Consider the following 23,861-nt stretch of genomic DNA (forward strand, 5'->3'; position numbering starts at 1 on the left):
GATTGGGGCCGTACCTCGCGAGTTCCGGCTTCAATCACGCGGGTTACTGGCCCAGTCACGCGAGTTGCGGGCTCAAGCACGCGAGTTGCGGGTGTGGAGGCGGGCGGCCTGGCGGGTGAGGTGGTCGACCTCGGCGAGGCTCGACGCCTTGGCTGCCGCCTCCGTGTACAGCTTGGCCGCTGTCTCGAGGTCGCCGTCGCGCTCGTGGAGGTAGGCCGACACTGCCGTGTGGCGCGGGACGGCGGAGTCCACTTCCGCGAGCGCCGCGAGGCCGGCGCGCGGGCCGTCCGCCTCGCCGACGGCGACCGCGCGGTTGAGCCGCACGACCGGGCTGCCGGTCAGGCGCACGAGCTCGTCGTACCACTCGACGATCTGGACCCAGTCGGTCTCCGCGGCGTCCCGCGCGTCGGCGTGCAGGGCCGCGATGGCGGCCTGGGCCTGGAACTCGCCCAGCCGGTCGCGGGACAGCGCCCGTTGCAGGACGGCGACCCCCTCGGCGATCAGCGTGGTGTCCCACCGGGACCGGTCCTGCTCGGCCAGCGGCACGAGGGCGCCGCCGTCCGTGGTCCGGGAGGCGCGCCGGGCGTGGTGCAGCAGCATCAGCGCCAGCAGTCCGGCCACCTCGGGGTGGTCGATCGCCGCCGCGAGCTGCCGGGTCAGCCGGATCGCCTCGGCCGCGAGGTCGACGTCCCCCGAGTAGCCCTCGTTGAAGACCAGGTAGAGGACGCGCAGCACGGTGGCGACGTCACCGGGCCGGTCGAACCGCACGCCCGCCACCGTCCGCTTGGCGCGGCTGATGCGCTGCGCCATGGTCGCCTCGGGCACCAGGTACGCCTGTGCGATCTGCCGGGTGGTCAGCCCGCCGACGGCCCGCAGCGTGAGCGCCACCGCGGACGACGGCGTCAGCGACGGGTGCGCGCACAGGAAGTACAGCTGCAGCGTGTCGTCCACGGCCGCCGCCTCCCCGGGCGCCACCTCGGCGTCGACGACGTCCTCGCGCTTGCGGCGGGCGGCGTCCGCCCGGGTCGCGTCGAGGAACTTCCGCCAAGACACCGTGACCAGCCAGCCCTTGGGATCCCGGGGCGGGTCGGCGGGCCAGACGCGCAGCGCCTCCACCAGCGCCTCCTGGACGGCGTCCTCGGCCGCCGCGAACTCGGCGCCGCGGCGGACGAGGACGGCCAGGACGCCCGGGGTGAGGCTCCGGAGCAGGGCTTCGTCCACGAGCTCAGCCGATCCGCTCGGCCAGCTCGACGATGATCCCCTCGGGCCCGCGGACGTAGCAGAGCTTGAAGCTGTCCTCGTACCGCACCAGCTCGCCGACGAGTTCGGCGCCGTGCGGCTTCAGCCGGGCCAGGACGTCTTCGATGTCCGCCACCTCGAACAGGATGTGCCGCAGGCCGGGCGCGTTCGACGGCGCCTGCGGGTCCCCGTCCGGCCCCGCCGGCGTCCGGTACCGGATCAGCTCCAGCTTCCCGTGGCCGTCCGGCGTCCGCAGCATCGCCATGGCGGACTCGACGCCGTCCAGCCCGACGATCCGGTCGACCGCGCGGCCTTCGACCGTCATCTCCGCCTCGACCTCGAGCCCGAGTTCGGCGAAGAACGCCTTCGCGGCTTCGAGGTCCCCGACGACGATGCCGACGTGCTCCAGCCGTGGCAGCACCATGGTCTCCCCCGTCATTCCGTGATGGTCGGCGGCGCGGCCATGAACGGGCGCAGCTCGAGCCACTCGTGGATCGGCTCGCCGTTCGGGCCGGGCGCGGCCGACAGCTCCGCGGCCAGCTCCAGGGCCCGTTCGTAGCTGTCGACGTCGATCACCGTCCAGCCGGCGATGAGGTCCTTGGTCTCGGGGAAGGGACCGTCGGTGACCGGCGGCTTCCCCTCGCCGTCGTACCGGACCCACGTCCCCTCCGGGGCGAGCGCCTGGTGCTCGACGAACTCGCCGGTGGCGACGAGCTTCTCCCCGAAGTCCTGCATGTACCGGATGTGCGCCGTGATCTCCTCCGGCGTCCACTGGTCGATGGTCGTGTCGCAGTTGGCCGGGGCCGGCGCGCCGCGGTAGTGCTTCAGCAGCAGGTACTTGGCCATCGTGGTGCTCCCTCGTGTCGGACGGCCCATTCTGGCCGCTTCCACCCCGGGGACGGAGCCGGTTCCGGGTTCTCGACATCACGAGCGAGGGAGTTTTCGCGGCCGCCCCGCACGGGAGCGGCCGCGCGGCCCTACTGGCGGTAGGACTCCACCTCGGACACCGGGCGCGCCGCGGCGTCGTCCGGGTTCTCGTGGAACTCCGCCTTCGCCCGCCGCTGGCGCAGCAGGTCCCAGCACTGGTCGAGCTGCTGCTCGACCGCGGTGAGCCGGTCCTTGTCGCCGCCGCTCAGCCCCACGCCGACCGAGCGCGACCGGAGCTCGTGCTCCTCCGCGATCAGCTCGTCGATCCGGCCCAGGATTTCGCCGTCGGCCATCTGTTCCTCCTCTTCGCGGGTGCGCTCGTGCAGACGCTACCCCGGCCCCGGGAATTCCCGCCGGACGCGGATCGTTGACCAGGGCATGAGCACCGTTGAGCTGACCGCCGAGAACTTCGACCAGACGGTAACCGACAACGAGTTCGTCCTGATCGACTTCTGGGCGAGCTGGTGCGGGCCGTGCCGCCAGTTCGCGCCGGTCTACGAGAAGGCGTCCGAGAAGCACGAGGACATCGTGTTCGCGAGCGTCGACACCGAAGCGCAGCAGCAGCTCGCGGCCGCCTTCGACGTCCGCTCGATCCCGACGCTGGCCATCATCCGGGACAAGACGCTGATCTACGCCCAGCCCGGTGCGCTGCCCGAAGCCGCCCTCGAGGACCTGATCAAGCAGGCCCGCGAGGTCGACATGGACGAGGTCAAGCGCAAGGCCGCCGAAGCCGAGGCCGAACAGGCCTGACCACCACCACACGGCGAAGGCCGCCCCAGCTCAGCGGGGCGGCCTTCGCTGTATCCGAGACCGTCGTGTTCAGGACCGGGTGGCGAGCCCGCGCAGGAAGAACGCCAGGTTGGCCGGGCGCTCGGCCAGCCGCCGCATGAAGTAGCCGTACCACTCGTCGCCGTAGGGCACGTAGACGCGCATCCGGGCGCCCGACGCGGCGATCCGCGCCTGCTCCTCCGGCCGGATGCCGTAGAGCATCTGGAACTCGTGGTCGTCGTCGGTCCGGCCGTTCTCCTCGGCCAGTGTGGCGGCGATCCCGATCATCCGCGGGTCGTGCGAGGCCACCATCGGGTAGCCCTCGCCCGCCATCAGGACGCGCAGGCAGCGGACGTAGGACTTGTCCACGTCGGACTTGTCCGCGAACGCCACCGATTCCGGCTCGGCGTACGCGCCCTTGCACAGCCGCACGCGCGAACCGGGCCCGGACAGCTCGCGGCAGTCCTGCTCGGTGCGGCGCAGGTAGGCCTGCAGCACCGCGCCCACCCACGGGTACTCGCCGCGCAGCTCGCGCAGGATGCCGAGCGTCGAGTCCGTGGTGGTGTGGTCCTCCATGTCGAGCGTCACGGTGGCCCCGACCGCCTCGGCCGCCGCGCAGATCTTCCGCGCGTTCTCGAGGGCGACGTCCTCGCCGTTCGACGGCAGGAACTGGCCCACCGCGGACAGCTTCACGGAGACGTCGGCACCGGCGGCCAGCCCTTCCGCGGCCAGCGCGGTCAGCACCGCCTCGTAGGCCCGCACGGTCGCCGCCGCCTGCGCGGCGTCGGTGGTGTCCTCGCCCAGGTGGTCGAGGGTGATCCGGCGGCCGTCGGCGGCCAGTTCCCGGGCCACCCGGACGGCGTCGGCGGTCTCGGACCCGGCCACGAACCGGCGCACCACGGATCGCGTGGCGGGCACGGCCTCGACCAGCGCCCGGATGCGCCGCGATCGGGCGGCGGCGAGCAGCGGGGCACGCAGCATGACGGTCTCCCTCTCAGCCCTGGTGCGGGTAACGCACGCTGGTCGGCGGCACGAACGTCTCCTTGACCGAGCGGGGGCTCGTCCAGCGGAGCAGGTTGAACACCGAGCCGGCCTTGTCGTTGGTGCCCGAGGCCCGCGCCCCGCCGAACGGCTGCTGGCCGACGACCGCGCCGGTCGGCTTGTCGTTGACGTAGAAGTTGCCCGCGGAGAACTTCAGCGCCTCGGACGCCTTCGCGACGGCAGTGCGGTCGTTGGCGATCACCGCGCCGGTCAGCGCGTACGCGGCGGAGGAGTCGATCAGCTTCAGGACGTCGTCGAAGCCGCCGTCCTCGTAGACGTACACCGACAGGATCGGGCCGAAGTACTCGGTCGAGAAGATTTCGTGCTTCGGGTCGTCCGAGACCAGGATCGTCGGCTGCACGAAGTAGCCGACGCTGTCGTCGGCGGTGCCGCCGGTGAGGATCTCCACCGAAGCGTCGCCCCGCACGCGGTCGAACAGGTCGGTGTGCTTGGTGAACGCGCGCCGGTCGATGACCGCGCCGCCGAAGTGCGACAGATCGGTGACGTCGCCGTAGGTCAGCGCCTCGGTCTCGGCGACCAGGCCATCCTTCAGCTCGTTCCAGACGCTGCGTGGGACGTACGCGCGCGAAGCGGCGGAGCACTTCTGGCCCTGGTACTCGAAGGCGCCGCGGACCAGGGCCGTGCGCAGGACGTCGACGTCGGCGGAGGCGTGCGCGAGCACGAAGTCCTTGCCGCCGGTCTCGCCGACCAGGCGCGGGTAGCCGCGGTAGCCCGCGATGTTCGCGCCGACCGTGCCCCACAGGTGCTGGAAGGTCGCGGTCGAGCCGGTGAAGTGGATGCCGGCCAGGTCGCGGTGGGTCAGGGCGACCTCGGAGACGGCCTTGCCGTCGCCCGGCAGCAGGTTGATCACGCCCGGCGGCATGCCGGCCTCTTCGAGCAGCCGCATGGTCAGGTGCGCGGCGAACGACTGCGTCGGCGACGGCTTCCACAGCACGGTGTTGCCCATCAGCGCGGGCGCGGTCGGCAGGTTGCCGGCGATCGCGGTGAAGTTGAACGGCGTGATCGCGTAGACGAAGCCTTCCAGCGGCCGGTGCTCCATCCGGTTCCACACACCCGGCGAGCTGATCGGCTGCTCGGCCAGGATGCGGCGGCCGAACTCGACGTTGAAGCGCCAGAAGTCGGCGAGCTCGCAGGCGGCGTCGATCTCGGCCTGGGTCGCGGTCTTGGACTGGCCGAGCATGGTGGCGGCGTTCAGCGTGGCGCGCCACTTCCCGGTGAGCAGGTCGGCCGCGCGCAGCAGGATCGCGGCGCGGTCGTCGTAGGACAGCGCGCGCCACTCCGGCGCGGCCTTCGCGGCGGCCGCGATGGCGTCGGTGGCGTCCTGCTGCGTGGCGCTGTGGATGGTGCCGAGGACGTGCTTGTGGTTGTGCGGCTGGACGACGTCGATCTTCTCGCCGCCGCCGGGGCGCTGCTCGCCGCCGATGGTGACGGTCAGGTCGACCGGTTCCGCCTGGCCCAGCCGCTGGAGCGCACCCTCGAGCTCGGCGCGCTCGGCGCTGCCCGGCGCGTACGTCAGCACCGGCTCGTTCTTCGGGGCGGGGGTCTGGGTCACGGCGTCCACGGCGGCTCCTCTGCTTTGTGTCCAGATGCCCCGAACGGTAACTCCGGACACGTCCTGGCGGCTTGTCCGATCGGCTAAAATCAATCAGGTGATCTTGGCCGATCGGATAACACTGCCGTGACGTCGCTGCGCCACGTGCTGGCGACCCTGGGCGAGCCGCTCGTCGAGGTCGTCGTGGCCCCGCACGGCCTCGGCGTTCCGGTCTCCGACGTCGTGATCCTCGACCCCGAGGACCCGCTCGAAGCCTCCCCAGGCGACCTGGTGCTGGTGATCGGCGCCCGCGGCCGGGCGGCGGCGCCGGCCATCCGCGCGGCCGGGCGCGGCGGGGCGGCCGCGGTGGCGGTCAAGGGCGCGACGGGCGCCGACGTCGCCGCGGACGCGGGTGTCGCGCTGCTGACGGTCGGGGCGGAGGCGCGCTGGGAGCAGGTGGAATCGCTGGCCCGCGGGGTGGTCGAGGCGGCCCGCGCGGGTGGCGAAGCGGCGAGCGGCGAGGTGCTCGGCGACCTGTTCGCGCTGGCGCAGACGATCGCGACGCTCACCGGCGGCCTGGTCAGCATCGAAGACACGGCGAACCGCGTGCTCGCGTATTCGCGGGCCGGCGACGAGGTCGACGAGCTGCGGCGGCTGTCCATCCTCGGCCGCGAGGGGCCGGAGCGCTACCTCGCGATGCTCCGCGAATGGGGCGTCTACCAGCGGCTTCGCGCCGGGGAAGGGATCGTCCGGATCGACGAGCGACCCGACCTGGGCATCCGCCGCCGGATCGCGGCGGGCATCCACGCGGGCAAGCAGCCGCTCGGCACGATCTGGGTCCAGGAGGGCGCCCAGCCGCTCACCGAGCGGGCCGAGACGGCCCTGCTCGGCGCGAGCCGCGCCCTGGCACCACAGCTGATCCGGGCGCGCACGCTGCCGAGCCCGGAGCTGCGGCTGCGTGAAGACCTCCTGGCCAGCTTGCTCGAAGGGCGGCTGGACGCGGAGTCCGTCGCGGACGACATCGGCGCGGACCCGGCACGGCCGGCGCAGGTGCTGGCCTTCTCCCTGGAGCGCTCGGACAACCGGCAGCTCCGCCGAGCCGAGCTGGTGCACCTGATCGCCGTCCACACGGCGGCCTACCGCCGCAGCGCGCTGGTGAGCGTGATCGGCGGCCGCGTCTACGCGCTGCTGCCGGACCTGCCCGAGCACTCCGACGCGGCGGTGCTGGCGCTGGCCCGCGAGATCACCGCGACGGCCCGCCGTCACCTGGACGTCCCGGTCCGCGCGGCCCTCGGCGGCGTGGTGCCCCGGCTGTCGGAGGCGGCGGCGTCCCGCGGCGACGCCGACCGCGTCCTGGCGGCGATGACGCGCGGGCACTGGGCGGCGGACGTCGCCTCGCTGGCCGACGTCCGCGCCGAGGTCCTGCTGTCGGAGGTGCTGGCGTTCCTGGCCGCGCAGCCGCGCATCCGCGACCCGCGGCTGACGGCCCTGGTGGAGCACGACGCCGAGCACGGCGGCATCCTCGTCCCGGCGGTCCTGGCCTGGCTGAACGCGTTCGGCGACGTCCGCGCGGCGGCCCGGGCGCTGAACATCCACCCGAACACGGTCCGGTACCGCGTCCGGCGCGCGGCGGAGGTGTCCGGCGTGGACTTCGACGACCCGGCGCAGCGCCTGTTGACTCAGCTGCAGCTGCGGTTGTGATGCTGCTAGCTTCGCGCGCGTGGATCTCTTCTCGCGCACGTGGGCGGCGTTGCGCGCCGCTGTCGCTTCCCTACCTGATGCGGACTTCGCGAAGCCGTCCGGCTGCCGGGGGTGGCTGGTCCAGGACCTGGTCTGCCACCTGGTGATCGACGCGCAGGACGTGCTGATCACCCTCGCCACCCCGGCTTCCTCGGCGCTGACGCACGACGCGATCACGTACTGGGCGGTGTCTTCCGAACCACCGGCGGGCGACGACCCGCTGTCGGCGTTGATCGTCCGCCTGGCGGCGGCGTACGAGGACCCGGCGCTGCTGAAGTTCCACCTGGACGACGTGGGGTCGGCGGCGGGCCGCGCGGCGGACCTGGTGGACCCGGGCGAGCGGGTGTCGACGCAGGACATGGTCCTGACCGCGGGCGACTACCTGTCGGCGTACGTGCTGGAGTGGACGCTGCACCACCTGGACCTGGTGGCGCACGTCCCGTCGGTGGCCGGGCCGCCTGCCGAGGGGCTGGCGCGGACGCGGGTGATGGTGGAGAAGATCGCGGGGGCGGAGTTCCCGGCGTCGTTCTCGGACACCGACGTCCTGCTGGTGGCCACCGGCCGCCGCGAGCCGACCGAAGCGGAGGCGGCGGCGCTGGGCGACCTGGCCGCGCGGCTGCCGCTGGTGCTCGGGTGAGGCAAGGCGCCTTGCCTCACCCGGCTCACCTCACGCCTTCACCAGGCTGAACCGGCGCCGCTCCACGTCGATCCGTTCGATGCGGACCGGCAGCCGCGTGCCGGCCGGCGGGGCCGCGTCCGTCACCAGCAAGCCGTGGATGCCGTCCGCGACTTCGACGAAGGCGCCGAACGGCAGCACCCGGGCCACGACGCCGTCGAGGACGCCGCCCTCGGCGTGGGCCGCGAGAAACTCCTGCCATGGGGTCATGCGATTTCACCTCCTTCCGCGCACGTCCCAATCAGGGTTTGCGTGCGAGGAGGCGGCGGCCCGCGGGGCCGCCCGGAGGTCACGGCACAGCCGGGTACCCCGTCTGCTCACGGCTCGAGGCCGACCCGGCAGTCACCCGGAAATCGTACCACCGGATTTCGCTCCGAAATTCTTTGACGGGCTGTCCGCGGATCAGGAAACGAGCTCACGCCGGCCCGCCAGTTCGGCGAGCGAGGCGAAAGAATCCAAGCGCGCCGATTGGTCGTACGCGGCGGTCGTGGCGAGGATTTCGTCGGCGCCGGTCAGCGCGACCAGTCTCCCCAGGCGGTCTTCCACCTCGGCCGGCGTGCCGGAGATCTGACCGTCCAAAGTCTCCTCGAGCCGCCTGCGCTCGCGATCGGTCATCGGCCCCGCGAGGACGTCGCCGGGCGGGTCCAGCGGGGGGAAGACGCCGTGGGAGCGCGAATACACCGTCGCCCAGGCTTCCGAGACGAGCAGGCGGCGGGCGGCCGCCGCGGAGTCCGCCACCGCGATCGCCGTCGACACCACCACGTACGGCTCGCGCGCCCACCCGGACGGCTGAAACCCGTCCCGGTAGCGCGTCACCGCCTCGACCAGGGCGGGTTCGCCGCGCACCGGCGCGATCACCAGCGGCAGCCCGAGTTCCGCGGCGAGCTCCGCGCCCGACCCGGTAGCCAGCAGGAACGGCGGCACGCGCAGCCCCTCGGCCGGGTAGGCGTGGACGCCCGGGTAGGCGTGCTCGCCGGTGAAGAACCCGAGCAGCTCGCGGACCTGCGCGCCGAAGTCGTCGGCGGCCTCTTTGCCGTGCCCCAGCGCCGATCGGACGCCACCGGTGAAGCCGACGGACCGGCCGAGGCCCATGTCGATGCGGCCCGGGTGAAGCGCTTCCAGCACGCCGAACTGCTCGGCCACGACCAGCGGCCGGTGGTTCGGCAGCATCACGCCCCCGGTGCCGACGCGGATCCGGCTGGTCGCGCCCGCGACGGCGGCGGCGAGCACGGTCGGCGCGGACCCGGCGACGCCGGGCACGCCGTGGTGTTCGGAGACCCAGAACCGGTGGTAGCCCAGCCGTTCGGCCTCGGCGGCGAAGGCGACGGTGTCCCGCAGCGCCCGCGCGGGCCCGCGGTCCCGCCGCACCGGCGAGCGGTCGAGCACGGAGAACCTCACGCCGAGTGCAACGCCCGGCGTCCGGCGGGATTCCCGTCAGGGCCGCCAGCGCTCGCTGTACTCCGGGTGGTCGGCGTACGGCAGGGCCAGCAGGCGCAGCGTGAGGCACCAGTTGGAGCCGGCCTCGTCGGCGGGCACGTGGCAGGTCTCACACCAGTATTCGCTGCCGTAGAGCGGAAAACCGGGCACCTTCTCCGACACCGTGGTGCGGTGGGCGAGCAGGATCCGCCGGGCCGCCTCGATCTCGTTGATCATCTGGTTGACCACGTCGAGCTCGAGATCGGTGAGCCCCCGGATCTTCTGCTCCACGGCGACCTTGGTCTCGCCGCGGTTCATCACCTCGCCGGCCTTCGCCTTGTTGACGGCCTGCATGATCAACGCCTGCCGCGCGCCCACGCGCGCCGCGAGGAAAGCGATCAGGTCGTCCACGAACGGCCTCCTTCCTCGAACCCGCCCCTCGATGGCCCCGGGGAGTCGTCGGTCCGGGACCGCACGTTACGCCGTCGGAGACGAAGATCGTGACATGGAGATCGGCCGTGCAACATTTGTGACCCGAAAGGCGACAGCGGGCGCCTGAGCGGTCACTCGCTGTTCTCCGGCCGGGCTTTACTCGGCTGCACGCGCTTCGGTTCGCCCGGCATTTTCGGATAATCGGGTGGGTAAGGCAGATCACCGAGACCGTGATCACGCGCGTCGCGTTCGTACCACTCCAATGCCGCCTCCAGGCCGAACGGTTCTTCGTCCATTCGGGCGTGCAGGTCGCCGTGCTTCTCCAGGAACGCCGGGATCGTCAGCACGTCGAAGTCGTCCGCGTCGACCTCGCCCAGCAGGTCCCACGTCAGTGGCGTCGACACCGTCGCGCGCGGGGTGCCCCGGACCGACCACGCCGAGGCCACCGTGCGGTCGCGGGCCGCCTGGTTGTAGTCGAGGAACACCCGGCCGCCGCGTTCCTCCTTCCACCAGGAGATCGTCGCCTTCTCCGGGATCCGGCGCTCGACCTCGCGGCCGAGCGCGATCACCGCGTGCCGGACCGCCACGAAGTCCCACTCCGGCCTGATCCTGACCAGCACGTGCACCCCGCGGCCGCCCGACGTCTTCGGCCAGCCCGTCAGGCCCGCGTCCGCCAGGACCTCGCGGACCACCAGCGCCACCTCGACCGCGTCCGCGAAGCCCGCCCGGTCCGGCGGGTCGACGTCGATGCGCAGCTCGTCCGGGTGGTCGACGTCGGGACGGCGGACCGGCCACGGGTGGAAGTCGAACGTGCCCAGGTTGGCCGCCCACGCGAACACCGCGGGCTCGGTCGGGCAGACCTCGGCGGCCTTGCGGCCCGACGGGAACGTGATCTCGGCCGTGTCGACCCACGAAGGCGCCCCCTTGGGCAGGCGCTTGGCGTAGAACCACTCGCCCTCGACGCCGTCGACGTAGCGCTTCAGCGTCGTCGGGCGCTCGCCGACGGCGCGCAGCAGCGGCTCGCCCACCGTGATGTAGTGCTCCACCACCTGCCGCTTCGTGATGCCACGCTGGGGGAAGTACACCTTGTCGGGGCTGGTGACGCGGACCGTGCGCCCGCCCACCTCGTACTCGACCGGATCACCGTGCTTGGGCATGCGGCCACGCTAGCGCGCACCGGAGGGGCCGGTAGGCTCGAACGGGTGTCCGGCCGCACCAAGCTGATCGTCGCGCTCGCCGTGCTCGCCGTCTTCGCGGTGGCCACGGTGCTGCTGCCGATCCCCGGTCCGGCCGAGCTGCGGGCCTGGGCCGCCACCACCGGCCCCGCGACCCCGCTCGTGCTGCTCGTCGCGTACTCGCTGCTGACCGTGGCGCCCGTCCCGCGGACGGTGTTCAACCTCGCCGCCGGTCTGCTGGTCGGCACCGCGGCCGGGATCGCGATCGGCCTGGTCGCCACCACCATCGCGGCCGGTCTCTCCTTCGGGCTGGCCCGGCTGCTCGGCCGCGACCTGGTCACCCGCCACCTGCACCGGTCCGCCGTCCGCACGGTCAACGACCGCCTGTCCGACGGCGGCGTCCTCGCCGTCACGTCGCTGCGGCTGATCCCGGTGGTGCCGTTCGCGCCGTTCAGCTACCTCTGCGGGGTGTCCTCGGTGCGCCTGGCCCCGTACCTGGCCGGTACGCTGCTCGGGAGCGTGCCCGGCACGGTCGCCGTGGTCGTCCTCGGCGACGCGCTGACCGGCGACACGCCGCCCGCGCTGCTCGCCTGTTACGGCGTGTTCGCGCTGGCCGGAGCGATCGGCCTGGTCAAGGTGTTCAAGAAGCGGGCACCGGCCGAACCGCAGCCCGCCGGACCGGCTGGCTGACGCGAAGAGCACGCGGCCGACCGCTACACTCGATCGGGTGCGCGAAGCGGTAACGCGCTGAGCAGGGACACCACCACCGGGAATTTCGTCAGGAGCAGTCGCCATCGACACCGGTCAGCTGATCGCGGGGCACTACCGCCTCGTCGAGCACATTGGTAGCGGTGCCATGGGTGTCGTGTGGCGCGCCACCGACGTGCGCCTCGAGCGCACCGTCGCGATCAAGCAGATCCTCCCGCAGCCGGGTGTCTCCGAGACCGAACGCGACAACATGCGCCAGCGCGCGATGCGCGAGGCGAAGAACGCGGCCCGGTTCCAGCACCCGAACGCCATCGTCGTGTTCGACATCGCCGAGCACAACGGCGACCCCTGCCTGGTGATGGAGTACCTGAACGGGCCCAGCCTCTCCACGATCCTCGCCGAGGAGGGCACCCTGCCGCTCGGCCGGGTCGCCCGGATCGGCGAGCAGGTCGCGTCCGCGCTGGTGGCCGCTCACCGCGCCGGGATCGTGCATCGCGACGTCAAGCCGGGCAACATCCTGATCGACGAGACCGGCACCGCGAAGATCACCGACTTCGGCATCTCCCGCGCGGCCGGCGACATGACGCTGACCGCGACCGGCCTGATCGGCGGCACCCCCGCGTACCTGGCGCCCGAGCTGGCCCGCGGTGCCGACCCGGTGCCCAGCTCCGACGTCTTCGCCCTCGGCGCGACCCTCTACCAGGCGATCGAGGGCACCACGCCGTACGGCAACACGACCAACCAGCTCGCGCTGCTCTACGCGGCGGCGAACGGCCAGATCAACCCGCCGGTGCAGGCGGGCGCGGCCACCGCGCTGCTGATGAGCCTGCTGCGCAGCGAGCCGGGCGAGCGGCCGAGCATGGCCGAGGCCCGCGAGCGGCTGGCCGCGCTGGCCCGCACCGAGCCCGGCGGCATGACGGCGTCACCGCCGCTGCTCTCCGGCGGCGCGGGCCGCAAGCCCGCCGCACCCGCGGCACCAGCGTCTTCGGACGAGGGCGAGCGGCCCCCGTGGCAGCGGACCGCGAACAAGGCGCCGTCGTCCCCGCCGGTCGGCACGCCGGCGCCCGCGAACAAGGCACCGTCGTCGAACCCGCCGCGCCCGACCGCGGCGTTCATGCCGATGCGGTCCCCGGCCGCGCCGCCGAACACCCCGCCCAGACCGATGCCCGCGGCCGCGCCGTCGGCCAGGGCTCCCCAGTACTCGTCGGGCGCCGCGAAGCCGGACAACAAGCGCAGGTACGCGGTGTTCGCCGGAGCGGGCGCGGCGGTCGTCGTGGTCGCGGTGATCGTGTTCCTGGTCCTGAACTCGGGCAACGGCGGTTCGGGCGGCAACCAGAACGCCCAGTCGCCGGGCCGCCAGCCGACCACGGGCCACAGTTCGAAGACCACCGGTCCGAGCGACGACGCGCCGGCTTCCTCCCAGCTCGGCCAGACGCCGTCCGAAGGGAAGATCACCGACTACGGCGCGGCGGGCCGGCTGCTCGCCAACAGCTACTACCCGAACGTCGAGAGCGGCTGGGGCCAGCTGACGCCGGCCGCGCAGGCGGTCTACGGCTCGCAGGCCAACTACCAGTCCTACTGGGCGGAGCACAAGAGCGAGCTCTCCAGCTGGAAGTCGGCCAGCGCGGCGGGCAACGGGAGCGACGGCTCGCTGGACCTGACGATGGAGCTGAACGGCACCCGCCGGAAGTACCACATCGTCCTGGTCGGCGGACAGCTGCTGATCGACAGCAACACCAAGCTCGACGCCAACCCCAGCACCGGCCTCTGAGACTTAACGCGCGTCCGGTGGGCTGACGGGCCCGGATGGCCTACCGTGGTGGCATGGCCGACAACGGAGCTTCGCTGCCGGGCCAGAATCCTCGCTTCCACGAGGACCTGGTCGGCCTGGACCCGTACGACCCGGAGGCGCGCGCGTTCGCCGAGCACCTCGACCGCATCGAGCGGTGCGGCCCCAACTTCACCATCGAAGCCGCCCTCGACGGCGTGGCCGACTTCGCCGACTCCAGCAACCGGCTCGGTGGGCTGCGCTACTGGGTGTCCGCCCTGATCGTGGTCCTCATCGTGCTCGGCGTGATCGTGGCCGCATGGGACATCGTGGTGCACGCCCTCGCCTGGCTCGCGGCGTAACGTGGATCGGGTGAAAGGTATGAAACCCGTTGTCGGCGCGACCCCGCGCGTCGTGAAGTCCGAGCAGGAATGGCGGGCCCAGCTCAGCCCCGACGAGTTCGCCGTGCTCCGCCAGGCGGGCACCGAACGGCCGTTCACCGGTGAGTACACCGACACCAAGACCACCGGCGTCTACGAGTGCCGCGCGTGCGGTGCCGAGCTGTTCCGCAGCGACACGAAGTTCGACAGCCACTGCGGCTGGCCGTCGTTCTACGACCCGGCCGATTCGGACGCGGTGCTGCTGCGCGAAGACCGCACCATGGGCATGAAGCGGATCGAGGTGCTCTGCGGCTCCTGCCACAGCCACCTCGGGCACGTCTTCGAGGGCGAGGGCTACCCGACCCCGACCGACCAGCGCTACTGCATCAACTCGATCTCGCTGAAGCTGGTACCCGAGTCCTAAATCCTCCTTAAGCGAGCAACCCGCCGCCCTTCCTCGAACGTAGTCTCCGCACACGGACGAGGGAGGGCGGACTCATGACCGACACCTGGGGTGTTCCCGGACCGGTGTTCGCGGGGTTCTACGGAGGCCTGCTGCTCCTGACGGCGCTGGCCGCGCTGGTCCGCCGCGCGCTGCTGGCGCGGGGCCACGCCGGCGGCTCCCCCGCGCGGGGCGAAGAGCTCGCCCTGCTCACCGGCGGGCGGGCCCGCGCGGCGGAGTTCGTCGTCGCCCGCCTGCTGGACCAGCAGGCCGTCCGGCTGGACGGCACCGGCAGGCTTTCGCGGGTCAAGGGGTCGGCGGCCGACGACCTGGGCCGCGCGGCCCTGCTGAAGATCGGCAAGAACGGCGCCTCGATCGACCGGGTCCGCGCCACCGTCGCCGGCCACCCCGCAATGCGGGCGCTGGAAGCCGGGCTGACCGGCCGGGGCTTGCTCACCGACGCGCGGAAGGTGCGCTCGACCTGGGTGCTCGCTGCCGTGGCGTACTGGCTGCTCGTGGTCTTGGGCATTGTCCGGCTGATCGCCGGGGCGAGCACCGGGCACCCCGTGGGGTACCTGCTCGGCCTGCTCGCGGCCGGGGTGGCCGCGGCGGTCGTCGTGACGGTCAGGGCCCGGAAAGCACCGCCGGTCAAGGCCACCGCGGCCGGCCGGGCGGCCGCCGAGGAGGCGCACCGGGCCGGCACCCTCGTGGCGGGACCGGCCGGAGCGGTCGCCGCGGGCGGCTTCGACGGGCACCCCGAGAAGGACGTTCGGCTGGCGGTCAGCCGAGCGGCGCAGCAGTCGGCGGCGCGGACCCACCGCCGGGCCCGGTTCGCCGGCGCCGGCGGCGGGACCGCCGTCGGCTACTGGGGCGGCAGCTCGTGCGGCGGAGGTTCGAGCAGCTCCTGCGGCGGTGGGGGCGGCGGCTGCGGTGGGGGCGGCGGCGGGGGCTGCGGCGGTTGAAACGCCGACGCGAGCGTGTGCGTCTCACAGCTACGGTAACCGCGACACACTGAGGGGAGACGGTCGATGACCGACCCGTGGGGCATCTCCGGACCGGATTTCGTGGTCCTCTACATCGCGTTGCTCGGCGCGGTCCTGCTGGTCAGGGTCATCGTGTCCGGGATCGTGAACAGCCGGGCGATGCGGGCGGACGCCGTCGCGCCCGGCCCGCCGCCGACCGTCTACCAGCTGGCCTTCCTCGCCGGCGGCCCCGACCGGGCCGTCGACGCGGCGATCGCGGCCCTGGTCGAGCGGGGGCAGCTGCGCGTCAACAGCTACAAGCAGGTCAGCCAGGCCGGGACGCGCCCGGCCGAGCCGCTGGAGCAGGCCGTCTTCGACGTGGCGCAGCTGAAGACCACGTCGGCCATCCGGGGGTACGTGCGCGGCTCCGCGGCCATGCGGGCGCTGGAGGAGGGCCTCGACCAGCGCGGGCTGCTGGCGTCGGCGGCCGCCAAGCGGCAGGCGCGGACGTTCGGGCTGTTCCTGCAGCTGGCCGTGCTGGCGTTCGGGGTGGCCCGCCTGGTCAACGGCATCGCCCTCGGCCGCCCGGTCGGGATCCTGGTGTTCCTGGTGATCGTCGCGGCGGTGCTGGCGATCATGGCGGCGGTCCGCCGGTCGAAGACGGGGGCCCGGCAGCCGTCGGCCGCGGGGCACCGCCTGCTCGGCCAGGCCCGCGCCGCGGCGAGCGGGCCGGTCCCGGCCGGCATGCTGGCGGGCGGCGTCCTGCTCGGCGGGGCCGCGGCCGCGGTGGCGTTGGGCGGCTGGGCGATGTACCCGGACGAGGAGATCAGCGCGGCGCTGATGCCGCCGGTGAACTACGGCGGCGGCTCGTCCGGTTCGTCCGGGTCGTCGTGCAGCAGCGGGTCGTCGTGCTCGAGCTCGTCGTGCAGCAGCGGCTCTTCGTGTGGTTCGTCGTGCGGCGGCGGAGGGGGTTGCGGTGGGTGAGCTCGGCATCGGGATCGGCTGGCGGCACGAGCTCGACCTGTCCATCGCGCGGCTGCCGGGCGTGGACTGGGTCGAGGTCGTCGCCGAGAACCTGCACGCCGACCACCTGCCGGAGACGCTGGTGGCGCTGGGCAAGCGGGGCCTGCCGGTGCTGCCGCACGCGGTCTCGCTGTCCCTCGGCGGGGCCGAGCCGCTGGACACCGGCCGCGTCCAGCACCTCGCGGAGATCGCGCGGGCCCTGGACGCGCCGCTGGTCAGCGACCACGTGTGCTTCGTGCGCGCGGGCGGGCTCGACTCGGGCCACCTGATGCCGCTCCCCCGCACGCGCGAGGCGCTGGACGTCCTGGTGGCGAACGTCCGGCTGGCCCAGTCCATCGTGGACGTGCCGCTGGCGCTGGAGAACATCGCCGCGGTGCTCGACTGGCCGGACGCCGAGCTGACCGAGGAGCAGTTCCTCACCGAGCTGACCGACCGCACGGGCTGCCGGCTGATCATCGACGTCGCGAACCTCTACGCCAACGCCCGCAACATCGGCACGGACCCGGTCGCGTTCCTGGACGGCATCCCCTGGGAGCGGCTGGCGTACGTCCACATGGCGGGCGGCATCGAGCGCGACGGCGTCTACCACGACACGCACGCGCACCCGGTGCTGCCGGAGGTGTTGTCGTTGTTGGCGGAGCTGCGCCGCCGCACGGACCCGCCGGGTGTCCTGCTGGAGCGCGACGACGACTACCCGAGCGACGACGAGCTGGCTTCGGAGCTCGCGGCCCTGCGCGAGGCGGTGACGGGGTGAGCCGCTCGGACCTGGCCCGTCGCCAGGCGGAGTTGTTGCAGGCGCTGCTGGCCGACGGCCCGCCACCACCGGGGTTCGACCCCGCGCGGCTCCGGGTGGAGGCGGGGGTGTTGCGCCGGAAGCACGGCCGGGTGCTGGCTTATCAGCGGCCGGAGCTGGCGGAGGAGCTGGGCGAGCGGTTCGGGCCGCTGTTCGCGGAGTTCAACGCCGGGCGCCCGAAGAAGGCCGCCGAGCGCTCGGGGGCGTACGCGGACGAGTTCGTGACATGGCTGATCGAGGGCGGCCACTTGCCGAAGCCGAAACGCCGGCTGGTGGACCGCCTCCGGCGCCGGTGATCCACAATCCCGCCGGGGTGTGGACAACCTGGCCGTCTTGGGGCTGATCCCGCGATTTCTGTCGGGCCGCCTCGATACGCTGGAAGCGGGGGCAGCCCCCAGGGAGGGCGGGCTCCGCCCGAGTCGATGGGCCCTTTCCGGTGACTCACCGGCCTGAGCGGCTCGCTCGCCGGCGTGAACGGCTGGCTCACCGGCCTGAGCAGCAGACTAACCAGCCTGAGCAGCTGGCTCACCGGCCTCAACGGCAGAACTCACCAGGCTGAGCGGCAGGCTCACCAGCCTCAGCGGCAGAACTCACCAGGCTGAGCGGCAGGCTCACCAGCCTCAGCGGCAGAACTCACCAGGCTGAGCGGCAGGCTCACCGGCACCCACCCAGACCTCCCCGCAACCCCGATCCGAAGCCCCAACACGGCCGGCAGCGCCGGGTCAAGGCACGCTTTCCCGCCTTGACGCGGCACTGCCGGCCGTAGTCACAATCGGGCATCGGGGTGGTGGGTCCCACCGAGCCTGGCTTCGAGGGTCGCGGCCACCCGCCTGCCCGTCGAGCCAAAAGAGACCCGGGCCAGCTCCACCTCGGCCCCAGCAACGAATCCCGACCCGCACAACGACTTTGCCGAAGCCCCGCCCGGGCGGGCGGAGCCTGCCTCAGGGGGTCCAGGTCGGTTTGTCGACTCCCGGTTCCCGCGTCCCGAACTCCCAGTACGGCTCCGAGCCCGGCAATCCACCCGCCATCCGGACCCGCGTCAGCCGCCCGTAACCGCTGTCCGCTTCCTCCAGCAAGTCCGCGAAATCCACGTCCACGGCCGCCGGATCCTTACGGCCCAGGGAATCCAGCCACCGGCCCGTCCCGGCCAGGGACAGCCGGGCCCGCCAGGTGCCGCCCTCCTCCAGCTGGCGGTGCAGGGCCGTCATCACCGCCGCCGCCGTGAGCCAGCCTGTGGCGTGGTCCAGGGCCTGGACCGGCAGCGGCGAGGGAGGATCGCCCCACGCGATGCCGCTCGACATCTGGACCAGGCTGTCGAACCCGCGCCGGCGCGCCCACGGGCCTTCCCAGCCGTACGCGCTCAGGTCCGCGATCACCAGCCCCGGGCGCAGCTCGGCCAGCTCCGCGGGCCCGAAACCGATGCGCTCCAGCGCCCCCGGGCGGAACGACTGCACCAGCACGTCGGCCCGGCTGATCAGCTTCTTCAGCCGCGCGCGGCCGCCCTCGGTGTCCAGTGCCACGAACGTCGAACGCTTGCCCTGGTTCGTGTCCCGCACCAGCGCCTCGACCCGCGGCAGGTGCGCCGCCCCGACGTGCAGGACGTCGGCTCCGTGCGCCGCGAGCACCCGCCCCGCCACCGGGCCGGCCAGGACGTGGGTCAGCTCCAGCACCCGGATCCCGCCCAGCGGCCGGTCCGAGTAGAACAGCGTCCGCTTCGGAGCCGAGCGCAGTGGAGACAGCGAAACCAGCGGCAACGTGGCCACCGCCGAACCCTGCGGGTGCGCCGCCCAGTCCGACGGCGACCGCAGCTCGGCGGCCGCTCCCCCGGCCGACACCACCGCGTGCTCGACCTCGCGCGCGGGACGCCCGGCGACCGCCTTCTCGACGGCCTCGCGGGCCGCGGGGACGCCGAGTCCCCAGCACACCGCCGCTTCGTGACGCGGGTAGTTGCAGTGCAGCCGCACCCAGCCGTCGGTCGCGCGGTAGTCACCCGAAAGCGGGGCCCAGACCGGCTCCGCGCCGACGCCGTCGACCTTCAGCAGCTGCTCGCTCCGGAACGCCGCCGCCGCGTGCCGGGTGTCCGCCGTGACCACGCCGGGCTCGATGTCCCGCGCCCGCAGCAGTTCCCCGGCCGCCAGCGTCGCCGCGGCGACCGACGCCGTGGCCGCGGCCGCCACCCGGTACGGGCCCGGCAGGACGTCCTCGGCACCGGTCAGCTCGAAGGGCCCCGGCGCAGACCCGGTGAGGGCGTCCCAGACGCCCTCCACGATGTCCCGCACTACGGGAGCGCCGCGACGAGCTCGGCGGGCGGCACGCGGGTGCCGGTGTAGAACGGGATCTCCTCGCGCACGTGCAGCCGCGCCTCGGTGCCGCGCAGGTGGCGCATGAGGTCGACGATCCGGTGCAGCTCGTCGGCCTCGAAGGCGAGGATCCACTCGTAGTCGCCCAGCGCGAACGACGCGACCGTGTTCGCGCGGACGTCCGGGTAGTCGCGGGCTTCCTTGCCGTGGTCGGCGAGCATCTTGCGGCGGTCGGCGTCCGGCAGCAGGTACCACTCGTAGGACCGCACGAACGGGTACACGCAGACGTACTTGCGGGCCTCTTCACCGGCCAGGAAGGCCGGGATGTGGCTCTTGTTGAACTCGGCGGGCCGGTGCAGCGCGGTCTGGCTCCAGACCGGCGTCGACGCGCGGCCCAGCGGCGTCCGGCGGAACCCGGCGTACGCGGCCTGGACCTGCTCGATCTCCTCGGCATGCCACCAGATCATGAAGTCGGCGTCGGCGCGCAGCGCGGACAGGTCGTAGACACCGCGCACGGTGACGCCCTTGGCCTCGAGGCCGTCGAGGTACTCGGCGGTCTCCCGGCCGGCGGTCCCACGGTCCTCGCCCAGCCGCCCCGGCTCGATCCGGAAGACCGACCAGGTGGTGTAGCGGATGGTGTCGTTGAGCTCGTTGTAGTTGACCCGCGCCATGGCTCCATCCTGTCACCGCGGTGGCCCGGCCGCTGCCACGGGTCAGGTGAGAGCACTCACGAAGACAACTGGGCCGCGATCCGCTGTGCCGCCGCCTCCGCGGTCGCCACACAGGCCGGCAGTCCGACACCGTGCAGGGTCGCCCCGGCGACCGCCAGGCCCGGGACCCCCGCCACGGCCTTCTCGATCCGCTCGACGCGGTCGAGGTGGCCGGTGCCGTACTGCGGCAGCCCGCCACCCCACCGCGTCACCAGGGTCTCGATCGGCGCCGCCGTGATGCCGGTCAGCCGGGCGAGGTCGTCGCGGACCACGCGGACCAGCTCGACGTCGTCGGCCCGCAGCGCGCCCGGCTCGCCGAACCGGCCGACCGACCCACGGACCAGTACCGGGCCGGTGCCGAAGTGGGCCCACTTGCGCGAAGAGAACGTGAACGCCTTCGCCGCGTACGGCTTGCCCGAGGCGTCGCGCTCGCCGGCGCCGATCAGGATGCCGGACGCTTCCGGGAGCGGGGTGCCGGGCGGCAGCGCCAGCGCGACCACGGCCATCGACGCCAGCTCGACCTCGCCGAACGCCGCCGAGGCGGCCGGGACGAGGTCGGCCAGGAGCCGGCGGGCCGAGGGCGCGGGCACGGCGAGCACCACCGCGTCGGCTTCGAAGGTGTTGTCCGCCGGCGCGTGCGCGGTCGGCGCCGCGCCGATGCGCAGCCGCCAGCCGGCGCCGTGCCGTTCGATTTCGCATACCGGCAGGCCGGTCCGCAGGTCGGCGCCGGACGCCGTGGTGAGCCGGTCGATCACCGCGCCCAGGCCGCCCGGGACGGTGCCGAACACCGGCGCCGTCGACGGGTTCGCCGGCAGCTGGGCGGCGGCCGCCGCGGTCAGCGAGCCCGCGCCCGCCGCCAGCGCGGCCGCCAGGCCGGGCATGGTCGCGCGCAGGCCGAGGCCGTCGGCCCCGCCCGCGTATACGCCGCCGAGCAACGGGTCGACCAGCCGGTCGACCAGTTCGTCGCCGAAGCGCTCGCGCAGCAGCGGCCCCAGCGGCACGTCCCCGCCGGGCAGCCGCAGCTCGGGCAGCGACGGCTCGGCCTCGACGGCCCGCCGTCCCGCCTCGGAGAGCACCCCCGCCACCGACTCCGCGGACGCCGGCACACCCATCACCGTGCCGGGCGGCAGCCCGGTGACGGCGCCGCCCGCGTGGATCTTCGCACGGGCCTTCGTGGGGTTGACGACGTCGAGCCCGAGCTCCTGCACCAGGCCGAGCATTTCGGGGCGGCGGACGAGGAACGCCTCGGCGCCGACGTCGTAGGGCACCCCGGCGAGCTCGGCGGTGCGCAGCTTCCCGCCCGGCGCCGTCGTCTTCTCGAAGACGGTGATCCCGGCGTCCGGGCCGAGCAGCCGCCGCAGCCGGTACGCCGCGGTCAGCCCGGAGACACCGCCGCCGACGACCGCGACGTGCTTCACAGTCCGTGCACCAGCCCGACGACGCGGGTCAGCACGTCGGGGTCGACGCCCGGCAGCACGCCGTGGCCGAGGTTGAAGATGTGGCCGTCGGCCGCCTTGCCCTCGGCGACGATCCGCCGGACTTCGGCTTCCAGCACCGGCCAGGAGGCGTGCAGCAGCGCCGGGTCGAGGTTGCCCTGCACGACCGCGCGGCCACCCAGCCGCCGGACAGCTTCGTCGAGGGGGATCCGCCAGTCGACGCCGACGACGTCCGCGCCCGCGTCGCGCATCGCGGCGAGGAGCTCGCCGGTGCCGACGCCGAAGTGGATCCGCGGCACGCCGTACTCCGCCACGCCCGCGAGGACCTTCGCCGAGTGCGGCAGGACGAACTCGCGGTAGTCCCGCTCGGACAGCGCGCCGGCCCAGGAGTCGAACAGCTGGACCGCGTCGACGCCGGCGTCGAGCTGGGCGCGCAGGAAGGTCAGCGCGACGTCGGCCAGCCGCCCGGCCAGCTCGTGCCAGAGCGCCGGCTCCGAGTGCATCAGCGCCTTGGTGTGCTCGTGGTTGCGGCTCGGACCGCCTTCGATGAGGTAGCTGGCCAGCGTGAACGGCGCGCCGGCGAAGCCGATCAGCGCGGTTTCGCCGAGCCGCTCGACCAGCAGCCGGACGCCGTCGGCGACCTTCGAGACCTGCTCGGGCTCGAGCTCCGGCAGCGCCTTCACCGCGGCGAGGTCGCGCACCGGCGCGGCGGCCACCGGGCCGGTGCCGGGCACGATGTCGATGTCGACCCCGGCCGCCTTGAGCGGCACGACGATGTCGCTGAAGAGGATCGCGGCGTCGACGCCGTGGCGGCGGACCGGCTGCAGCGTGATCTCGGCCAGCATTTCCGGGTCGAAGCAGGCGTCGAGCATCGGCACGCCCTCGCGCAGCGCGCGGTACTCCGGCAGCGAGCGGCCGGCCTGGCGCATGAACCAGACGGGCGTGCGGGCCGGGCGTTCGCCGCGCGCGGCGGCCAGGAACGGGGCTTCGGGCAGCTCGCGGCGGGCGGCCGGAGCGGCCTGGCGCGGCAGGGGCGTGGTCTGAGACATCGCCGTCAATCGTGCCACGAGGCCGGGCGGGCCGTTCTCTCGGCGCGCCTGCGCCCGCAACGGGGCGTGCCCGCCCTAAAGTCGAAGCGTGACCGCGATGACGCCAGTGCCCGAACTCTTCCGCGAAGCAGTCGCGGCGCTGCAGTCCGTCCGGCCCCGCCCGGAGGTGCTGCTGGAGCCGATGCGGGCCCCGCAGCGGCTCGCGCCGTGGTCGTACGCGGTCAGTTGCGAAGTGGCCGGGCCCGCCGACGTGCTGGCCTCGGGCCGGCTGGTCCTGCTGCACGACCCGGCGGGCCAGGACGGCTGGGACGGCGTGCTGCGCCTGGTCATGTACGTGCGCGCGGAACTGGACCGGGAGCTGGCGACGGATCCGTTCCTGCCGGCGGTCGGCTGGTCGTGGCTGACCGACGCCCTGGAGGTGTCGGGCGCGAGCTGGACGGCGCTGGGCGGCACGGTGACCGAGACGTCTTCGGCCCGCTTCGGCGACATCTCCGGGCCCGCCCGGACCGACGACCTGGAGCTGCGGGCGTCGTGGACGCCGGCGGACGCCGGGCTGCTGCCCCACGGGCAGGCCTTCTGTCAGGTGATGGCGAGCGTCGTGGGCCTGCCCCCGGTCGGGGTGACCCTCTTCGGGCAGCGCCAGGGCTCCTGACCGGCACGGCTGTCCGGGCGATCTTCGGCAACGAATCGGCAACGGCGGGCCGCCGCCGGCCGGCCTGGGACGCCGTCTTGTACGGAAGTGAGCAAAATTCACGTCCGCTGAACGTCGTTCATTTCGTTATCGGGCCCGGAGAGGCCGCCTGGCGGCCCGAACGGCCCGGATGACCGTCGAGGGGCCTGGGAGAGCCGCCACGGTCTGCGAGGCCGTTTCACGTCTCCTCGTTCGTGACTCCCCGCGGTCACGCACCGCAACAAGATCAAATCACTGTCCGGGCGCCCGCCGGCACCCCGCGACGGACACGGACAGTCACACTTCCTTGCTTCGGCAGCCACCCGCGAAGCCTCGCGGCGGAGCCGACGCGGAGTTGATCATGCCCCGGCCGGAGCCACATTCCGAGGCTTGGGGGAGCCCATCCGGCCCCTCGTCACTAGGCGCACCGGAAGCTGCACGCCTCATCTGCACGACCATTTGGGCGCCGGTAACTCCTTAGCATCGTGTTCACTGGGCTATCCGTTAGCAACCGGCCGTGTACTAGCCCGATCGTGTTACTACGAACCCACTGAGTGACTGTTCGTTTGAGATAGATACCCATTCGATCCCCCCGCAACGGCCTCAGGACGGCTACAGTGCCTTCGACGACACCACTTTCGGTCTAAAGCTGGC

General features: G+C 73.1%; 26 protein-coding genes. 12 read left to right on the forward strand and 14 right to left on the reverse strand.

Annotation, left to right across the window (positions count from 1 at the left end; translation table 11 throughout):
• Positions 1 to 72: 72 nt before the first annotated feature.
• From ACWED2_RS15415 to ACWED2_RS15430, 4 genes are all read right to left on the reverse strand, one after another.
• Entirely contained in the window at positions 73 to 1,221 is a 1,149-nt protein-coding gene (locus tag ACWED2_RS15415; RefSeq protein ID WP_449691107.1) for an RNA polymerase sigma factor, read from the reverse strand.
• A 4-nt stretch (positions 1,222 to 1,225) separates the two neighbouring features.
• On the reverse strand, positions 1,226 to 1,663 hold the full coding sequence (locus ACWED2_RS15420) for a VOC family protein (RefSeq protein WP_449691197.1): 438 nt from the start codon (positions 1,661 to 1,663) through the stop codon (positions 1,226 to 1,228).
• An 11-nt stretch (positions 1,664 to 1,674) separates the two neighbouring features.
• Positions 1,675 to 2,085, reverse strand: a complete 411-nt coding sequence (locus tag ACWED2_RS15425; protein WP_449691108.1) for a YciI family protein — start codon at positions 2,083 to 2,085, stop codon at positions 1,675 to 1,677.
• Between the two features lie 131 nt (positions 2,086 to 2,216).
• Entirely contained in the window at positions 2,217 to 2,459 is a 243-nt protein-coding gene (locus ACWED2_RS15430) for a DUF2630 family protein (protein ID WP_091308255.1), read from the reverse strand.
• An 85-nt stretch (positions 2,460 to 2,544) separates the two neighbouring features.
• On the opposite strand from ACWED2_RS15430, the gene trxA reads away from it, so the two are divergent.
• Positions 2,545 to 2,916, forward strand: coding sequence for a thioredoxin (gene trxA, locus ACWED2_RS15435; protein ID WP_176176156.1), 372 nt, complete (start codon positions 2,545 to 2,547; stop codon positions 2,914 to 2,916).
• Positions 2,917 to 2,985: 69 nt separating this feature from the next.
• Here the strand turns inward: trxA and ACWED2_RS15440 are convergent, their stop codons facing one another.
• Together ACWED2_RS15440 and pruA are read right to left on the reverse strand one after the other, a co-directional pair.
• Positions 2,986 to 3,915: a proline dehydrogenase family protein gene (locus ACWED2_RS15440; RefSeq protein WP_449691109.1), complete on the reverse strand. Its 930-nt coding sequence runs from the start codon at positions 3,913 to 3,915 to the stop codon at positions 2,986 to 2,988.
• A 13-nt stretch (positions 3,916 to 3,928) separates the two neighbouring features.
• Positions 3,929 to 5,557, reverse strand: a complete 1,629-nt coding sequence (gene pruA, locus ACWED2_RS15445; protein ID WP_449691110.1) for an L-glutamate gamma-semialdehyde dehydrogenase — start codon at positions 5,555 to 5,557, stop codon at positions 3,929 to 3,931.
• Positions 5,558 to 5,674: 117 nt separating this feature from the next.
• On the opposite strand from pruA, the gene ACWED2_RS15450 reads away from it, so the two are divergent.
• Together ACWED2_RS15450 and ACWED2_RS15455 are read left to right on the forward strand one after the other, a co-directional pair.
• Positions 5,675 to 7,228: a PucR family transcriptional regulator gene (locus ACWED2_RS15450; protein WP_449691112.1), complete on the forward strand. Its 1,554-nt coding sequence runs from the start codon at positions 5,675 to 5,677 to the stop codon at positions 7,226 to 7,228.
• Positions 7,229 to 7,247: 19 nt separating this feature from the next.
• Entirely contained in the window at positions 7,248 to 7,904 is a 657-nt protein-coding gene (locus ACWED2_RS15455; RefSeq protein ID WP_449691113.1) for a maleylpyruvate isomerase N-terminal domain-containing protein, read from the forward strand.
• A gap of 30 nt (positions 7,905 to 7,934) precedes the next feature.
• On the opposite strand, the gene ACWED2_RS15460 is transcribed toward ACWED2_RS15455, so the two are convergent.
• From ACWED2_RS15460 to ACWED2_RS15475, 4 genes are all read right to left on the reverse strand, one after another.
• Positions 7,935 to 8,153, reverse strand: coding sequence for a hypothetical protein (locus tag ACWED2_RS15460; RefSeq protein ID WP_449691114.1), 219 nt, complete (start codon positions 8,151 to 8,153; stop codon positions 7,935 to 7,937).
• A 192-nt stretch (positions 8,154 to 8,345) separates the two neighbouring features.
• Positions 8,346 to 9,341 carry an LLM class flavin-dependent oxidoreductase gene (locus ACWED2_RS15465; protein ID WP_449691115.1) on the reverse strand — a complete coding sequence of 332 codons (996 nt, stop codon included), beginning with the start codon at positions 9,339 to 9,341 and terminating at the stop codon, positions 8,346 to 8,348.
• Between the two features lie 36 nt (positions 9,342 to 9,377).
• On the reverse strand, positions 9,378 to 9,770 hold the full coding sequence (locus ACWED2_RS15470) for a DUF6221 family protein (RefSeq protein ID WP_449691116.1): 393 nt from the start codon (positions 9,768 to 9,770) through the stop codon (positions 9,378 to 9,380).
• A 152-nt stretch (positions 9,771 to 9,922) separates the two neighbouring features.
• A complete protein-coding gene (locus tag ACWED2_RS15475) occupies positions 9,923 to 10,948 on the reverse strand; it encodes a DNA polymerase domain-containing protein (protein WP_449691117.1) in 1,026 nt (341 codons plus the stop codon).
• Positions 10,949 to 10,993: 45 nt separating this feature from the next.
• Here ACWED2_RS15475 and ACWED2_RS15480 point away from each other — a divergent pair, with 45 nt between their 5' ends.
• The 8 genes from ACWED2_RS15480 (at position 10,994) to ACWED2_RS15515 (ending at position 17,338) form a co-directional block, all read left to right on the forward strand.
• Positions 10,994 to 11,656: a TVP38/TMEM64 family protein gene (locus ACWED2_RS15480; RefSeq protein WP_449691118.1), complete on the forward strand. Its 663-nt coding sequence runs from the start codon at positions 10,994 to 10,996 to the stop codon at positions 11,654 to 11,656.
• Positions 11,657 to 11,822: 166 nt separating this feature from the next.
• Complete coding sequence (locus tag ACWED2_RS15485) at positions 11,823 to 13,445, forward strand: protein kinase domain-containing protein (protein ID WP_449691119.1); 1,623 nt, start codon at positions 11,823 to 11,825, stop codon at positions 13,443 to 13,445.
• 53 nt (positions 13,446 to 13,498) lie between these two features.
• Positions 13,499 to 13,804, forward strand: coding sequence for a hypothetical protein (locus tag ACWED2_RS15490; protein WP_354819337.1), 306 nt, complete (start codon positions 13,499 to 13,501; stop codon positions 13,802 to 13,804).
• A gap of 19 nt (positions 13,805 to 13,823) precedes the next feature.
• Positions 13,824 to 14,246, forward strand: a complete 423-nt coding sequence (msrB, locus tag ACWED2_RS15495; RefSeq protein WP_449691120.1) for a peptide-methionine (R)-S-oxide reductase MsrB — start codon at positions 13,824 to 13,826, stop codon at positions 14,244 to 14,246.
• Positions 14,247 to 14,320: 74 nt separating this feature from the next.
• On the forward strand, positions 14,321 to 15,226 hold the full coding sequence (locus ACWED2_RS15500) for a TIGR04222 domain-containing membrane protein (protein ID WP_449691121.1): 906 nt from the start codon (positions 14,321 to 14,323) through the stop codon (positions 15,224 to 15,226).
• A gap of 66 nt (positions 15,227 to 15,292) precedes the next feature.
• Entirely contained in the window at positions 15,293 to 16,210 is a 918-nt protein-coding gene (locus ACWED2_RS15505; RefSeq protein ID WP_449691122.1) for a TIGR04222 domain-containing membrane protein, read from the forward strand.
• Positions 16,203 to 17,003, forward strand: coding sequence for a DUF692 domain-containing protein (locus ACWED2_RS15510; RefSeq protein ID WP_449691123.1), 801 nt, complete (start codon positions 16,203 to 16,205; stop codon positions 17,001 to 17,003). Before ACWED2_RS15505 ends, ACWED2_RS15510 begins: the two co-directional genes overlap by 8 nt.
• Entirely contained in the window at positions 17,000 to 17,338 is a 339-nt protein-coding gene (locus tag ACWED2_RS15515) for a hypothetical protein (RefSeq protein ID WP_449691124.1), read from the forward strand. The genes ACWED2_RS15510 and ACWED2_RS15515 overlap by 4 nt, the downstream gene beginning before the upstream one ends.
• 645 nt (positions 17,339 to 17,983) lie before the next feature.
• Here the strand turns inward: ACWED2_RS15515 and ACWED2_RS15520 are convergent.
• The 4 genes from ACWED2_RS15520 to hemE are packed head-to-tail and all read right to left on the reverse strand — an operon-like array spanning position 17,984 to position 22,537.
• Complete coding sequence (locus ACWED2_RS15520; RefSeq protein WP_449691125.1) at positions 17,984 to 19,321, reverse strand: CoA transferase; 1,338 nt, start codon at positions 19,319 to 19,321, stop codon at positions 17,984 to 17,986.
• Positions 19,321 to 20,013, reverse strand: a complete 693-nt coding sequence (gene hemQ / locus ACWED2_RS15525; RefSeq protein ID WP_449666551.1) for a hydrogen peroxide-dependent heme synthase — start codon at positions 20,011 to 20,013, stop codon at positions 19,321 to 19,323. Before hemQ ends, ACWED2_RS15520 begins: the two co-directional genes overlap by 1 nt.
• 56 nt (positions 20,014 to 20,069) lie before the next feature.
• Positions 20,070 to 21,470, reverse strand: coding sequence for a protoporphyrinogen oxidase (gene hemG, locus ACWED2_RS15530; RefSeq protein WP_449691126.1), 1,401 nt, complete (start codon positions 21,468 to 21,470; stop codon positions 20,070 to 20,072).
• Positions 21,467 to 22,537, reverse strand: coding sequence for a uroporphyrinogen decarboxylase (gene hemE, locus ACWED2_RS15535; protein WP_449691127.1), 1,071 nt, complete (start codon positions 22,535 to 22,537; stop codon positions 21,467 to 21,469). Before hemE ends, hemG begins: the two co-directional genes overlap by 4 nt.
• 88 nt (positions 22,538 to 22,625) lie before the next feature.
• On the opposite strand from hemE, the gene ACWED2_RS15540 reads away from it, so the two are divergent.
• Positions 22,626 to 23,189, forward strand: a complete 564-nt coding sequence (locus tag ACWED2_RS15540; RefSeq protein WP_449691128.1) for a DUF3000 domain-containing protein — start codon at positions 22,626 to 22,628, stop codon at positions 23,187 to 23,189.
• The last annotated feature ends 672 nt before the right edge of the window (positions 23,190 to 23,861 follow it).

It is taken from the genome of Amycolatopsis sp. NPDC005003 (assembly GCF_053600695.1).

Excerpts from the sequence above, each read along its gene's own strand:
- ACWED2_RS15420 (WP_449691197.1), bottom strand. The coding sequence starts at position 1,663 with ATGGTGCTGCCACGGCTGGAGCACGTCGGCATCGTCGTCGGGGACCTC.
- ACWED2_RS15425 (WP_449691108.1), bottom strand. The coding sequence starts at position 2,085 with ATGGCCAAGTACCTGCTGCTGAAGCACTACCGCGGCGCGCCGGCCCCG.
- ACWED2_RS15430 (WP_091308255.1), bottom strand. The coding sequence starts at position 2,459 with ATGGCCGACGGCGAAATCCTGGGCCGGATCGACGAGCTGATCGCGGAG.
- trxA (WP_176176156.1), top strand. The coding sequence starts at position 2,545 with ATGAGCACCGTTGAGCTGACCGCCGAGAACTTCGACCAGACGGTAACC.
- ACWED2_RS15440 (WP_449691109.1), bottom strand. The coding sequence starts at position 3,915 with ATGCTGCGTGCCCCGCTGCTCGCCGCCGCCCGATCGCGGCGCATCCGG.
- ACWED2_RS15460 (WP_449691114.1), bottom strand. The coding sequence starts at position 8,153 with ATGACCCCATGGCAGGAGTTTCTCGCGGCCCACGCCGAGGGCGGCGTC.
- ACWED2_RS15475 (WP_449691117.1), bottom strand. The coding sequence starts at position 10,948 with ATGCCCAAGCACGGTGATCCGGTCGAGTACGAGGTGGGCGGGCGCACG.
- ACWED2_RS15485 (WP_449691119.1), top strand. The coding sequence starts at position 11,823 with ATGGGTGTCGTGTGGCGCGCCACCGACGTGCGCCTCGAGCGCACCGTC.
- ACWED2_RS15490 (WP_354819337.1), top strand. The coding sequence starts at position 13,499 with ATGGCCGACAACGGAGCTTCGCTGCCGGGCCAGAATCCTCGCTTCCAC.
- msrB (WP_449691120.1), top strand. The coding sequence starts at position 13,824 with ATGAAACCCGTTGTCGGCGCGACCCCGCGCGTCGTGAAGTCCGAGCAG.
- ACWED2_RS15500 (WP_449691121.1), top strand. The coding sequence starts at position 14,321 with ATGACCGACACCTGGGGTGTTCCCGGACCGGTGTTCGCGGGGTTCTAC.
- ACWED2_RS15505 (WP_449691122.1), top strand. The coding sequence starts at position 15,293 with ATGACCGACCCGTGGGGCATCTCCGGACCGGATTTCGTGGTCCTCTAC.
- hemQ (WP_449666551.1), bottom strand. The coding sequence starts at position 20,013 with ATGGCGCGGGTCAACTACAACGAGCTCAACGACACCATCCGCTACACC.
- hemE (WP_449691127.1), bottom strand. The coding sequence starts at position 22,537 with ATGTCTCAGACCACGCCCCTGCCGCGCCAGGCCGCTCCGGCCGCCCGC.